Raw genomic sequence first — 13428 nt, forward strand, 5'->3', positions numbered from 1 at the left:
TCCAGAGCCCGATCAACCTCGCGGGTGAAGCGCGCAATCCGGCCAAGAGCGTGCCGTTTGCAGTGATCGGCTCCATTCTCTGCGCGCTCGTGATCTACGTGCTGCTGCAGATCGCCTATATCGGCGCGGTCAATCCGGCCGACGTCGCGAAGGGCTGGAACACGTTCAACTTCAAGTCGCCGTTCGCGGAACTCGCGATCGCGCTGAACCTGAACTGGCTTGCGATCCTGCTCTACGTCGATGCCTTCGTGAGCCCGAGCGGCACCGGTACGACCTATATGGCGACGACCTCGCGCATGATCTACGCGATGGAGCGCAACAACACGATGCCGAAGATGTTCGGCGACGTGCACCCGTTCTACGGCGTGCCGCGCAACGCGATGTGGTTCAACCTGCTCGTCTCGTTCATCTTCATGTTCTTCTTCCGCGGCTGGAGTTCGCTCGCGGCGGTGATCTCGGTGGCGACGGTGATTTCGTACCTCACGGGTCCGATCAGCCTGATGGCGCTCAAGCGCGCCGCCACGGACATCGAGCGCCCGCTGTCCGTGCCGTTCATGAAAGTGATCGCGCCGTTCGCATTCGTCTGCGCATCGATGATCCTGTACTGGGCGAAGTGGCCGCTGACCGGCGAAATCATTCTGCTGATGGTCGTCGCGCTGCCGGTGTACTTCTACTTCCAGAGCAAGCAGGGCTTTGGCGGCTGGGGCCAGGATCTGAAGGCCGCATGGTGGCTGTGCGCATACCTGCCGATCATGGCGCTCCTCTCGCTGATCGGCAGCAAGCAGTTCGGCGGCGCCGGTCTGCTGCCCTACGGCTGGGACATGCTGGTCGTCGCGCTGGTCGCGCTCGTGTTCTATTACTGGGGCGTGAATTCGGGCTACCGCTCGCCGTACCTCGCGGAACGCCAGGAGCACGACGAAGTCCTCGAAGGCATCGGCGCGCACTAAGTGTCGAACCAGACGCCGAACTAAGCGTCGCGCAGTACAAAAAGCCCGCCTGAAGCGATTCAGGCGGGCTTTTTTGCCTTTTGAGCAAAAGCGGAGCCGGCGTGTCGGCCCGCGGTGGCTTTATTGCACGGCGCTGCCGAACACGTAGTTCGTCATCGCGAGCGCGCGCTGGTAAGTGCCAAGCGACTGCACCCCGAGCGTGTAGTCGTCGTCGGCTGCGCCGAGCGCCGCGAAGACGGGCAGCAAGTGCTCGTCGGTCGGGTGCATGAGCGCCGCATGCGGGGCGCGCTGGCGGTAGTCGAGCAACGCGTCGATGTCGCGCGCGGCGAGGTGATTCTCGAACCATTGCGTGAACTCGGCCACGCGCGGATCGGCGTCTTCCGGCCGCGCCGAGAAGTCCGCCTCGCGCAGGTTATGCGTGATCTGGCCTGAGCCGATCACCATCACGCCGTCGTCGCGCAGCGAGCGCAGCGCACGGCCAAGCGCGAAGTGATGGGCAGCGTCGGCGCGCGGCTGGATCGAAAGCTGGGCGACGGGCACGTTCGCATCGGGGAACATCAGCAGCATGGGCACCCACGCGCCATGGTCGAGGCCGTGCGTTTCCTCATCGACAGGAACGCCTTGCTCGCGCAGCAGCGCTGCTGCGCGCTGCGCCATCTCGGGCGCGCCGGGCGCCGGATACTGGATCTCGTAGAGCGCGCGCGGAAAGCCGTAGAAGTCGTGGATCGTCTCAGGCTGCGTGGCGGTGCTCACCACGGGGCGCATCGTGCCCCAATGCGCGGAGAGCATGAGCACCGACTGCGGACGCGGCAAATGCTCCGAGAGCACGGTGAAGCCGCCAGAAGGCAGCGACGGGTCGATCGGCAGCGTAGGAGCGCCGTGCGAGAGGAAAAGGGTAGGCGTGCGGGTGGTCATGATCGTGGGCTGACCGCGCCAAGGCGGTCCGAAAGTATCGTATTGCGATCAATATAAGACGCTACCGTCGCGAATTAAACGGGGCGAAAGGGAATTGATTGTGTCGCCACTATTGATAATCGGTGCGGCAGGCAATAGCGCGCTCGGCGCTTATTCGTCGGTGCCGCGCAGCCCCGGCCAGGCGGGCGAGAGCGCGGGCCCGAGCGCGAACAGGTCGAGCACGCGCGCAACCGTGTGATCGACCATCTCGTCGATCGAAGCCGGCTGGTTGTAGAAGGCCGGCAACGGCGGGAAGATCACGCCGCCCATTTCGGTCACGGCCGTCATGTTGCGCAGATGCGCGAGGTTGAATGGCGTTTCACGCACGAGCAGCACGAGACGGCGGCGCTCCTTGAGCGTGACGTCGGCGGCGCGCGCGATCAGGTTGTCGGAGAGACCGTGGGCGACGCTCGCGAGCGTCTTCATCGAGCAGGGCGCGACGATCATGCCGTCGGTCGCGAACGAGCCCGAAGCGATGGTCGCGCCGACGTCGCGCACGGAATGCACGACGTCAGCGCGTGCGTGCAGATCGTCCTTGCTGAGTTGCAGTTCGTGCTGGATGTTGAGCCAGCCCGCCGCCGAAACGAGCAGATGCGTTTCGACGCCGCCGAGCCGCCGCAGCATGTCGAGCATGCGTACGCCGTAGATCGCGCCCGTGGCCCCCGTGATCGCGACGATCAGCCGGCGTTGCGGCAGTTGTGCGATAGCGGACGAGGCAGGGAAGGCGGTATTCACGTCAGGCGGGAATCGGAGCGAAGGCGAGGTCGAGATCGAGGCGAAAACGACGCATGCAGCGCCTCGTGAAAAAGCGTCGGCGTGGCGTAGCGCACTCGGGACGGAACAGGCGCAACGTCGTGCGCCCGATGCCGCCCCGTGGCTGGGGATTACGCCGCGGCGAAAAGCTGCTGCAGCTCGCCGTTCTGGTACATCTCCATCATGATGTCCGAGCCGCCGACGAACTCGCCCTTCACGTAGAGCTGCGGGATGGTCGGCCAGTTCGAGAATTCCTTGATGCCCTGGCGGACCGCGTCGTCTTCGAGCACGTTGACGGTCTTGAACTGATCGACGCCGCAGGCTTTCAGGATCTGCACCGCGCGACCGGAGAAGCCGCACATCGGGAACTGCGCGTTGCCCTTCATGAAGAGGACGACGGCGTTTTCGTCGACGATCTGCTTGATGCGTTGTTGGGTGTCCATGACTGACCTTGCGATTGAATTGATGCTGAATACGTTGGAATGCAGGATGAAATGATAGCGGATTTCGCCCGTGCGAGCCCGACGTTACCGGGAGCTTTCCTGGTCGGCCGGCAGCGGTAGACGGCCTCCGCTGATGCGTTCGATGCCGGCCAGATCGCGCTCGGAGCGCACGTCCTTGAAACCGGCGTGTTCCAGCAACGCCCGGACGGTGGCCGCCTGGTCGTAGCCGTGCTCCATCCAGAGCACGCCGCCCGGCGCGAGCCGGGCAAGTGCGCCCGCGACGATCGCGCGCAGGGCGGTGAGGCCGTCGGCTTCGTCGGTGAGCGCGCCGCGCGGCTCGAAGCGCAGGTCGCCTTGTTCGAGATGCGGATCGCCGCTCGCGATATACGGTGGATTGCTCACGATCGCCTCGAATCGCAACGCCGCATCGAGCGTGTCGTACCAGCTGCCCGCCACGAACGCGAGCGGGCCGCCGGGACGTTGGGCGTCGAGCAGCTTTGCGGCGTTGCGCGCGGCCACCTCGAGCGCGGCCGCCGAGCGATCGACGGCCCAGACGCGCGCATCGGGGCGTGCCGAGGCGAGCGCCACGGCAATCGCGCCGCTGCCGGTGCCGAGGTCGAGCACGCGCGGCTGTGCGACGCCTTCGAGCGCCGCGAGCGCCGTTTCCACCAGCAATTCGGTATCGGGGCGCGGAATCAGCACGTCGGGCGTCACGTCGAAGTCGAGGCCGTAGAACTCGCGCGCGCCCACCAACTGCGCGATCGGCTCGCCACGCACGCGGCGCGCTTCGAGCGCGCGATAGGCGTCCACGCGGGCCGCGTCGAGCGCCCGATCGCCGCGCGTGATGAGTTCGGTGCGGCGCCAGCCGAGTACGTGCATCAGCAGAATGCGCGCTTCTAGCGCAGGCAGCGGCGTGGCGCGCAGCAGCGCCTCGGCGGTAACGGCTTCGCTCATGTCAAATGCGCGCTCAATCCGCGTCGCCGAGCGAGGCGAGCTGCTCGGCCTGATGCTCGGAGACGAGTGCGCCGATGAGTTCACCAAGGTCGCCGTCCATGATCGCCTCGAGGCGATAGAGCGTGAGATTGATGCGGTGATCGGTGAGTCGCCCCTGCGGGAAGTTGTAGGTGCGGATGCGCTCCGAGCGGTCGCCCGAGCCCACGAGGCTCTTGCGCGTAGCCGCTTCCTTGGCGTGCTGCTCCTGGTACTGCTTGTCCTTGATGCGCGCGGCGAGCACCTTCAGCGCGCGATCCTTATTCTTGTGCTGCGAGCGGTCGTCCTGGCACTCCACCACGATGCCGGTTGGAAGGTGCGTCACACGCACGGCCGAATCGGTCTTGTTGATGTGCTGGCCGCCCGCGCCCGAGGCACGGAACGTGTCGATGCGCAGGTCGGCGGGATTGATCTCCACTTCGCCGATTTCGTCGGCTTCCGGCATCACCGCGACCGTACAGGCCGACGTGTGGATGCGGCCCTGCGTTTCGGTGGCGGGCACGCGCTGCACGCGATGGCCGCCCGACTCGAACTTGAGCTTCGAGTACGCCGCCTCGCCCGCAATGCGCACGATCACTTCCTTGTAGCCGCCCAGATCCGACTCGCTCGCCGACATCATTTCGATCTGCCAGCGATTGCGTTCCGCGTAGCGCAGGTACATGCGCAGCAGGTCGCCCGCGAACAGCGCCGATTCGTCGCCGCCCGTGCCCGCGCGGATTTCGAGGAACACGTTGCGGTCGTCGTTGGGGTCCTTCGGCAGCAGCATCATCTGCAATTCGTGCTGGAGCTGCGCCATGCGCTCGCGCGCGGCTTTCACCTCGTCTTCGGCGAAGTCGCGCATCGAGGCGTCGGAGAGCAGGTCTTTCGCCGCGGCCTCGTCGTCTTTGGCCTGGCGCCACTGCCCGTAGTGCTCGACCACGGGACCCAGCTCCGCGTGCTCGCGCGTGAGCTTGCGGTACTGGTCGCGGTTCGAGGTCACGTCGGGACGGCTCAACAGGTCGTTGAGCTCGGCCAGGCGCGTAGTCAGCTGGTCGAGCTTCGATTGCATGCTCGTTTTCATCGGGCGGTGCGGAGCGGGCTCCGGATAGGACTGCGAGAGAGAAGAGGCGGGCGGGCGGCCCTGTCGTGCAGGGCACGCATGGCGCGCGCCCGACCGCGAGCGTCGCTAACGGTCCGAACTGCCGGACGAGTCGGAAGAGCCGGCAGAACGCGGCGAGGCGGTGACGTCCGCCGCGGACTGCGCGTCGTCGTCAGCTCTCGCCGGCTGGCCGTGGCGGTAAAAGCCGCCCATCAGCTCGATGAGCGAATCGCGCTGATCGCCGCTCGACGTGTTGAGCGCATGGGTCGGACCGTGGATCAGCTTGTTGGTGAGCGACTGCGACAGCGCTTCGAGCACGGCCGATGGGTCGTCACCGCGCGCGAGCATCTTGCGGGCGCGTTCGAGTTCGGCGCGACGCAGCGTGTCGGCCTGGGTGTGCATATGGCGGATGACCGGCACGATGCTGCGCGAGTCGAGCCATTGCATGAAGTTCGCCACGCGCGACTCGATGATCGTCTCGGCCTGTGCGACGGCGGCCTGGCGCGAGGCATTGCCTTCGCGCACGATCGTGCCGAGATCGTCGACGGTATAGAGGAACACGTCTTCGAGCTGGGCGACTTCGGGCTCGATGTCGCGGGGCACCGCGAGGTCGACCATGAAAATGGGGCGGTGGCGGCGTGCCTTCACCGCGCGCTCCACAGCGCCGAGTCCGATGATGGGCAGCGTGGACGCCGTGCATGAGACGATGATGTCGAACTCGTGCATGCGCGCGGGCAGATCGGAGAGCGGAATGGAGCGGCCGCCGAAGCGTTCCGCAACATAGCGCCCGCGCTCGGCGGTGCGGTTGGCGACCACGAGTTCGCGCGGCTGCTGCGCGGCGAAGTGCGCGGCGCACAGTTCGATCATCTCGCCCGCGCCGATGAAGAGCACGCGCTGGTTGGCGATCTTGTCGAAGATGCGCTGCGCGAGGCGCACGGCGGCGGCGGCCATCGAAACCGACTGCGCGCCGATTTCGGTCGTGCTGCGCACTTCCTTCGCCACGGCGAAGGTGCGCTGGAACAACTGGTTCAAATAGGTGCCGAGTGCGCCGGCCTCGGTCGCGGTGCGCACCGCCGTCTTCATCTGGCCGACGATCTGCGTCTCGCCCAGCACCATCGAATCGAGCCCCGAAGCCACCCGGAACGCATGACGCACCGCTTCGGACTGCGGCAGCGTATAGACGTGCGGCGCAAGTTCCTCTTCGCGGATGCCGTGGTAGTGCGAGAGCCAGCTCACGGCGGCGTCGCGCGAGCTTTGCGCGTCGGTCGCACAGTAGAGCTCGGTGCGGTTGCAGGTGGACAGAATGGCGGCTTCCGGCGCACTCAGCGAACGCTTGCCGGACCACGCTTCCTTGAACAGGGCGAGCGCGGGCTTGATCTGTTCGAGCGGAAACGCCACGCGTTCGCGCAAGGCGACGGGCGCGGTGTGGTGATTGATTCCGATCGTTAGAAGCTGCATACCATGGGGGTGAGATTTAGGCGGATATTATAACTTTTCCTCGCTTCCGACATTCGCGCCGACAGAGTCCGACACTCCGGTAGGTGATAGGGGGAGCCTTTCGAGCTGATAGCCATAACCGTACAAAGTGGTCAAACGCCAGCCATGCTCGGGCCCGAGCTGCAATTTGCTGCGCAGGCGGGAGGCGTGCGTGTCGAGCGTGCGCGACCGAACGTCGCGGTTCAGATTCCACACGGTTTCGAGGATGCGTGCCCGCGAAACGGGGCGCGATGCATTGGTGAAGAGCAACAGCGCGAAACGGTATTCCTTGGGTGTGAGCGTGACGGTGTGACCCCGAAACGACACCTCGTAGCGCGCGGAATCGAAGAGGTAGTCCCCAAAGCCATGGCGGGCACGGTTGCGCGGCCGGCGCACGCCGGCGCGGCGCAGGAGCGCGTCGATGCGCGCGAGCATTTCGGGACCGCGCACGGGCTTGGCGATGCAGTCGTCCGCACCGGCCTGCAGGCTTGCGACGATTTCGCTTTCATGGGGCGCGAGCATCAGCGCGATCGCGGGCAGACCCGGCAGCAGCTTGCGCGCCTGGGGAATGAGGTCGTCGGCGCCGGCGTCGCCGCACCACCATGCTGCGATCAGCAGGTCGAAGGTTTCCTTTTCGAGGGTTTCGAAGAGCTGTGCGCCAAGCGGGAAATGGTGGCATGCATGCCCGCCCGCAATGAGCAGGCGGACGAGGGTTTCGGCCTGACGGGTGTCCGGTTCGACAAGGGCGATTCGCATACGAGAGAGTGCGGCTGGGGCGGCCCGGACGCGCTTGCCTTGCGCAATCCCGCCCCCTACACTCAACCGCTACGCGGGAAGCGCCGAGCCGACCGTTTTCCAGTATTCATAGAGATTAATCAGGCTACCAATGCTAGCTCTCGTGCTTCGGCGGTCCTATCGGACTTATCCGAAAACCTATAGGACAAGTCCTTAATGGGCTGGCCCGGTATCGTCATTCTGGGTCTGGCGGTGGGCTGCGCGGGATGGTGGCTCCATCCCTTGCGCCGCGCCGCACGTCACGGACTCGCTCTGGCGGTCGTGGCCGGCGTGCTCGGCGCGGCGCTCGCGAACGCGACGGGCAGTGCGACCGGCCTCTTCTACGATGGCGAGTTGCTCCAGTGGCCGCTTTGCACGGCGCTCGCGCTCGTTTTCGTGGGCGTGTGCGTGGCGCTGCGCGCGCGGCGCAGCTAGTCGCGCGCAGCCGGGCCTCCCAGGCGCCGCCTTTGGCCGAACCCCGATCTTCCGCTTCAAATTCTTCGCAGGTGAAAACATGAACGCCCGACTCCCCGAAACCTCCTCGATTCCCGAACGCATTGCCGCCCTGCGCGCCGCGCTGACGCGCGCCGGCGTGGATGCCGCCCTCGTGCCCTCCGCCGATCCGCATCTGTCCGAATACCTGCCGCGCCGCTGGCAGGGGCGCGAGTGGCTCTCGGGCTTCACCGGCTCGGTGGGCACGCTCGTGGTGACGAGGGACTTCGCGGGCGTGTGGGTGGACAGCCGCTACTGGGTGCAGGCCGAGCAGCAACTGGCCGGCACCGGCATCCAGCTCATGAAGATGATGGGCGGCCAGCAGAGCGCGCCGCACATCGACTGGCTCGCGCAGAACGTGAGTGCGGGCGGCGCGGTGGCCGTGGATGGCGCGGTGCTCGGCGTCGCCTCGGCGCGCGCGCTGGCCGAGGCGCTCAAGGCGCGCGATGTCGCGTTGCGCACGGACCTCGATCTGCTCGACGACGTCTGGCAAGGCCGCCCGTCGCTGCCGCTCGAGCCCGTGTACGAGCACGTCGCGCCGCACGCCGACACGAGCCGCGCCGGCAAGCTCGATCAGGTGCGCCGCGCGATGCAGGAGAAGGGCGCGCAGTGGCACTTCATCTCCACGCTCGACGACCTTGCCTGGCTCTTCAACCTGCGCGGCGCGGACGTGAACTACAACCCGGTATTCGTCGCGCACGCGCTGATCGGGCCGGACGACGCGACGCTCTTCGTCGCCGACGGCAAGGTGGGTGAGGCGCTCGTGCAGTCGCTCGCGAAAGACAAGGTGCGCGTTGCGCCGTATGCCGAGGCCGCTGCCGCGCTCGCGGCGCTGCCCGCGAAGGCCGCGTTGCTCGTCGATCCGCGCCGCGTGACGTATGGCTTGCTGCAGGCGGTGTCGTCGGCGGTCAAGCTCGTGGAGTCGGTCAATCCGAGCACGTTCTTCAAGTCGCGCAAGACCGCCGCCGAAGCCGACCACGTGCGCGCGACCATGGAGCAGGACGGGGCGGCGCTTGCCGAGTTCTTCGCGTGGTTCGAGGCCGCGCTTGGCCGCGAGACCATCACCGAGCTGACCATCGACGAAAAGATTTCCGCCGCGCGTGCGCGCCGCGCAGGCTTCAAGTCGCTCTCGTTCGCGACCATCGCGGGCTTCAACGCGAACGGCGCGATGCCGCACTACCGCGCCACGCCCGAGTCGCACAGCGTGATCGAAGGCAATGGCCTGCTGCTCATCGACTCGGGCGGCCAGTACCTCGACGGCACCACCGACATCACGCGCGTCGTGCCCGTGGGCACGCCGGGTGCGGAACAAAAGCGCGATTTCACGCTCGTGCTCAAGGGCATGATGGCGCTCTCGCGCGCGAAGTTCCCGCGCGGCATCCGCTCGCCGATGCTCGACGCCATTGCGCGCGCGCCGATCTGGGAAGCGGGCGCGGACTACGGTCACGGCACGGGCCACGGCGTGGGCTACTTCCTGAACGTGCACGAAGGTCCGCAGGTTATTTCGCATTACGCGCCGGCCGAGCCCTGGACCGCGATGGAAGAGGGCATGATCACCTCGGTCGAGCCGGGCATCTACCGGCCGGGCAAGTGGGGCGTGCGTATCGAGAATCTCGTGCTCAACCAGCGCGCCGAAACCACCGAATTCGGCGAGTTCCTCAGCTTCGAGACGCTCACGCTCTGCCCGATCGACACGCGTTGCATCGATCTCGCGCTCCTGCGTGCGGACGAGCGCGAGTGGCTCAATGCGTACCACCAGACGGTGCGCGTGCGCGTGGCGCCGCACGTGAGCGGCGATGCGCTCGCGTGGCTCGAAAAGCGCACGCAGCCGATCTGATTTCCCTGGTATCCCGATAGCGATTAAGCGGAGCGAGACGCGCATGACGATCAAGGCAGTGGTGTTCGATTTCGGCGGGGTGCTCGTGGACTGGAGTCCCGAGTATCTCTATCGCAAGCTGATTCCCGACGACGACGAGCGCCGCTGGTTTCTCACGCATGTCTGCAAGATGGACTGGGTGATCCGCCAGGACGGCGGCGAGCCCATTGCCGTGGGTACCGAGGAGCTGGTCGCGGCGTTTCCCGAGCACGAAGCGCTCATCCGCGCGTTCTACGAGCGCTGGCACGAGATGGTCGGCGGCTTGCTCGCCGGGGGCGTCGCGACATTTGAGCGCCTGGAGGCGGCGGGCATGCCGATCTTCGGTCTCACGAACTGGTCGGCCGAGACGTTTCCGTGGGCGTGGGAGCGTTTCGGCATCCTGCGCCGCTGCCGCGATATCGTCGTGTCGGGCCACGTGAAGCTCGTGAAGCCCGATCCGGCGATCTTCCACGAGATGTTCCGCCGCATCGAGGCACAGTTGCCGGGCGTGAAGCCCGAGGAACTCGTTTTCATCGACGACAACGCGCACAACGCCGAAGCGGCCACGGCGCTCGGCTGGCATGGCGTGCACCACACGAGCAACGCCACCACCGACGCTAAGCTGCGCGAACTCGGCCTGCCGGTCTAACCAGGCTCAAGCCGGCGTCCCGCGCGCTATTTCGAGGCGGGTGCCGGCGCCACCGGCTGCAGCAGACTGCGCAGCGCGTCGGCGATACCCTTCGCGGTTTGCCCGGCGCCCTTCGCCACCCCTTCCGCGCTCACCCCGAGCGCCTGCGCAAACCCTGCGCGCAACTCCGTCATCAGGTTTTCGTTGAGCTTGAACTTCGGGTCGCGCAGGTTGCCGTCGAGCACGAAATGCAGCGTGATCTCACCCTTGTGCGCCTTCAATGCGGCCACGGCGGCGCGCGTCGGGATCGACAGGAACGTGTCCACCGCGTCGCCGCTTTCCGAGAGTTGCAGGTTGTGCAGTGTGACGGTGCCCGGCGCGTGCAGGTGATAGCCGCGCACGGTCGAGGTGAGATCGAGGTCGAGGGTGCCGCCCGTCACATTGGCCTTCGCGCCGGCCTTTTTGAGCAGATAGGGATCGATCGTGCGCACATCCACGCCACGCAGCGTCGTGTGGAGTTGCGAGTCCTTACTCGCGATTTGCATCCAGCCGTCGAACGTGACGCGTCCTGTGTGCTCCGGGCCGACCACGTTGCCGGTGACCGAAAGGCGGGTCGGCTCCGTAAGCGCAGGCAGCTGGATATTGTCGACGCTCGCCTGTGCGCGGTTCACCGTGACGCGCCACGGCGGATTGCTCACCGACCGGTCGTAGAAGTCGAATGTGCCATTTTCGAAGCCGATATGGTCGATGACCTTTTCCTGCGGCAGGCTGTTTTCTCCCTGCGCGCCGCTCGCGGGCGTGGCGCTTTGCGCCATCTCTTCGCGCAGATTCGGCAGGATCAGGATCGAACCGCTTTCCCGGCGCAGCACCGTCATCGTGAAATCGCTCACGGTGACGTCGCGAATATGCACGCGGTGCGAGATCAGCGCGCGCAAGTCCGGTGTGATCGTGATGCGCGCGGCGCGCAGCGTGTCGGCGGTGGGCCAGTTGGGCGGCGGCTTCAGGCGCACGTCGGTGAGTTCGACGGATGAGAGATTGAACGCCACGTTCACGCTGGCGGCCGTGCCGACGGGCGCGAGCGCGCGCTCTACGTACGCCTTCGCCTCGCGCTGCAGCGCGTAGAGCGTGCCGAGCGCCGCGAGCACGAGCAGCGCGACGACGATCGCCACGATGAGGACAACACGGTTGCGCAGCGGCATCGCCATACGGAATTCCTCGCGGAGCTGGGCTTAAGTAAGGCCCTAAGTGACCCTAAGCGTAGCGGCATTCGAGCAACCGTCATGCCGCGCGTGCTCCCAGAACGACAACGGCGGCCCGCGGGCCGCCGTTGTTTGCTATCGATCCCGCCTGCTTAGCGGCTGATCGGCTTGTAGCGCAGACGCTTCGGACGTGCGGCTTCTTCACCGAGACGCTTGATCTTGTCGGCCTCGTACTCCTGATAGTTGCCGTCGAAGAACGTGACTTGCGAGTCGCCTTCGAACGCGAGGATGTGCGTGGCGATACGGTCGAGGAACCAGCGATCGTGCGAAATCACCATCACCGAGCCCGCGAATTCGAGCAAGGCGTCTTCGAGCGCGCGCAGCGTTTCGACGTCCAGATCGTTCGACGGTTCGTCGAGCAGCAGGACGTTCCCGCCCGAAATCAGCGTTTTGGCCAGATGCAGACGGCCACGCTCACCACCCGAGAGATTGCCGACGATCTTCTGCTGATCGCCGCCCTTGAAGTTGAAGCGGCCGATGTATGCGCGCGAAGGTGTTTCGTACTTGCCCACGGTGAGCACGTCCGCGCCGCCCGAGATCTCTTCGAACACGGTCTTGTCGGCGACGAGCGCGTCGCGGCTTTGGTCGACGTAGGCGAGCTTGACGGTCGGACCCTGCACGATTTCGCCCGAATCCGGCTGCTCCTTGCCCGTGAGCATGCGGAAGAGGGTCGACTTGCCGGCGCCGTTCGGCCCGATGATGCCGACGATCGCGCCCGCGGGAATCTTGAAGCTCAGGTCGTCGATGAGCAGACGGTCGCCATAAGACTTGCTGACGTTCTTGAACTCGATGACCTCGTTACCGAGACGCTCGCCCGCCGGAATGAAGATTTCCTGCGTTTCGTTGCGCTTCTGGTATTCGAGGCTCGACAGTTCCTCGAAACGCGCGATACGCGCCTTCGACTTCGCCTGACGGCCCTTCGGGTTCTGGCGTACCCACTCCAGTTCCTTCTTGATCGCCTTCTGGCGAGCGGATTCCGACGATTCTTCCTGCTTCAGGCGCTCTTCCTTCTGGTCGAGCCAACTGGAGTAGTTGCCCTTCCAGGGAATACCGTGGCCGCGGTCGAGTTCGAGAATCCACTCGGCGGCGTTGTCGAGGAAGTAGCGGTCGTGGGTCACGGCGACCACGGTGCCCGGGAAGCGCGTGAGGAACTGCTCGAGCCACTCGACCGATTCCGCGTCGAGGTGGTTGGTCGGCTCGTCGAGCAGCAGCATGTCGGGTTTTTCGAGCAGCAGCTTGCACAGCGCGACGCGGCGCTTTTCACCGCCCGAGAGGTTGCCGATCTTCGCGTCCCAGGCTGGCAGGCGCAGTGCGTCGGCGGCGATTTCGATCTGCTGTTCCGCGCTGCCGTCGGTTGTCGCGAGGATCGCTTCGTACTTCGCCTGCTCGGCGGCCAGCGCGTCGAAATCGGCGTCCGGTTCGGCGTAGGCCGCGTAGATCTCGTCGAGCTTCTTCTGCGCGTTGAACACGTCGCCCAGACCTTCCTCGACCGCTTCGCGCACGGTCTTTTCCGGATCGAGCTGCGGCTCCTGCGGCAGATAGCCGATGTTCAGATTCGGCATCGGCGTGGCTTCGCCTTCGATGTCCTTGTCGACGCCGGCCATGATCTTGATGAGCGTGGACTTGCCCGAGCCGTTCAGGCCGAGCAGGCCGATCTTGGCGCCGGGGAAGAACGACAGCGAGATGTCCTTCAGGATCTGGCGCTTGGGCGGCACGATCTTGCCGACCCGGTTCATGGTGAAGACGTATTGGGCCATAAGAGTGTCTTTGGAAACGGGA

General features: G+C 65.9%; 13 protein-coding genes. 4 read left to right on the forward strand and 9 right to left on the reverse strand.

What is annotated here, in order from left to right; all coding sequences use genetic code 11:
- On the forward strand, positions 1 to 947 hold a 947-nt coding region (locus tag M3A49_RS38580), incomplete at its 5' end, for an APC family permease (protein WP_266233517.1).
- Positions 948 to 1067: 120 nt separating this feature from the next.
- Here the strand turns inward: M3A49_RS38580 and M3A49_RS38585 are convergent.
- The 7 genes from M3A49_RS38585 to M3A49_RS38615 form a co-directional block, all read right to left on the reverse strand.
- Positions 1068 to 1862, reverse strand: coding sequence for a DODA-type extradiol aromatic ring-opening family dioxygenase (locus M3A49_RS38585; protein WP_266233518.1), 795 nt, complete (start codon positions 1860 to 1862; stop codon positions 1068 to 1070).
- 150 nt (positions 1863 to 2012) lie between these two features.
- Positions 2013 to 2636: a UbiX family flavin prenyltransferase gene (locus M3A49_RS38590; protein WP_266233519.1), complete on the reverse strand. Its 624-nt coding sequence runs from the start codon at positions 2634 to 2636 to the stop codon at positions 2013 to 2015.
- Positions 2637 to 2785: 149 nt separating this feature from the next.
- Entirely contained in the window at positions 2786 to 3097 is a 312-nt protein-coding gene (grxD, locus tag M3A49_RS38595) for a Grx4 family monothiol glutaredoxin (protein WP_028208749.1), read from the reverse strand.
- 84 nt (positions 3098 to 3181) lie between these two features.
- Positions 3182 to 4051, reverse strand: a complete 870-nt coding sequence (gene prmC, locus M3A49_RS38600; protein WP_266233520.1) for a peptide chain release factor N(5)-glutamine methyltransferase — start codon at positions 4049 to 4051, stop codon at positions 3182 to 3184.
- A gap of 13 nt (positions 4052 to 4064) precedes the next feature.
- Complete coding sequence (gene prfA / locus M3A49_RS38605; protein WP_254357960.1) at positions 4065 to 5147, reverse strand: peptide chain release factor 1; 1083 nt, start codon at positions 5145 to 5147, stop codon at positions 4065 to 4067.
- A 105-nt stretch (positions 5148 to 5252) separates the two neighbouring features.
- Positions 5253 to 6623: a glutamyl-tRNA reductase gene (hemA, locus tag M3A49_RS38610; protein WP_375541849.1), complete on the reverse strand. Its 1371-nt coding sequence runs from the start codon at positions 6621 to 6623 to the stop codon at positions 5253 to 5255.
- A 27-nt stretch (positions 6624 to 6650) separates the two neighbouring features.
- Complete coding sequence (locus M3A49_RS38615) at positions 6651 to 7397, reverse strand: response regulator transcription factor (RefSeq protein ID WP_254357959.1); 747 nt, start codon at positions 7395 to 7397, stop codon at positions 6651 to 6653.
- 195 nt (positions 7398 to 7592) lie between these two features.
- On the opposite strand from M3A49_RS38615, the gene M3A49_RS38620 reads away from it, so the two are divergent.
- The 3 genes from M3A49_RS38620 to M3A49_RS38630 all read left to right on the forward strand — a co-directional run bounded on the left by M3A49_RS38620 (position 7593) and on the right by M3A49_RS38630 (position 10411).
- Positions 7593 to 7850 carry a hypothetical protein gene (locus M3A49_RS38620; protein ID WP_266233521.1) on the forward strand — a complete coding sequence of 86 codons (258 nt, stop codon included), beginning with the start codon at positions 7593 to 7595 and terminating at the stop codon, positions 7848 to 7850.
- A gap of 79 nt (positions 7851 to 7929) precedes the next feature.
- Positions 7930 to 9744 (forward strand): aminopeptidase P family protein, encoded by a 1815-nt coding sequence (locus tag M3A49_RS38625; protein ID WP_266233522.1) that lies wholly within the window; start codon positions 7930 to 7932, stop codon positions 9742 to 9744.
- A gap of 43 nt (positions 9745 to 9787) precedes the next feature.
- Complete coding sequence (locus tag M3A49_RS38630) at positions 9788 to 10411, forward strand: HAD family hydrolase (protein ID WP_028208755.1); 624 nt, start codon at positions 9788 to 9790, stop codon at positions 10409 to 10411.
- Positions 10412 to 10437: 26 nt separating this feature from the next.
- On the opposite strand, the gene M3A49_RS38635 is transcribed toward M3A49_RS38630, so the two are convergent.
- Both M3A49_RS38635 and ettA read right to left on the reverse strand, forming a co-directional pair.
- Positions 10438 to 11595 carry a DUF748 domain-containing protein gene (locus M3A49_RS38635; RefSeq protein ID WP_266233523.1) on the reverse strand — a complete coding sequence of 386 codons (1158 nt, stop codon included), beginning with the start codon at positions 11593 to 11595 and terminating at the stop codon, positions 10438 to 10440.
- A gap of 146 nt (positions 11596 to 11741) precedes the next feature.
- Positions 11742 to 13406 (reverse strand): energy-dependent translational throttle protein EttA, encoded by a 1665-nt coding sequence (gene ettA / locus M3A49_RS38640; RefSeq protein ID WP_254357954.1) that lies wholly within the window; start codon positions 13404 to 13406, stop codon positions 11742 to 11744.
- Positions 13407 to 13428 lie beyond the last annotated feature (22 nt).

The sequence above is a fragment of the Paraburkholderia sp. CNPSo 3076 genome (assembly GCF_026343935.1).
In the GTDB taxonomy this organism is placed as follows: Bacteria; Pseudomonadota; Gammaproteobacteria; order Burkholderiales; family Burkholderiaceae; genus Paraburkholderia; species Paraburkholderia nodosa.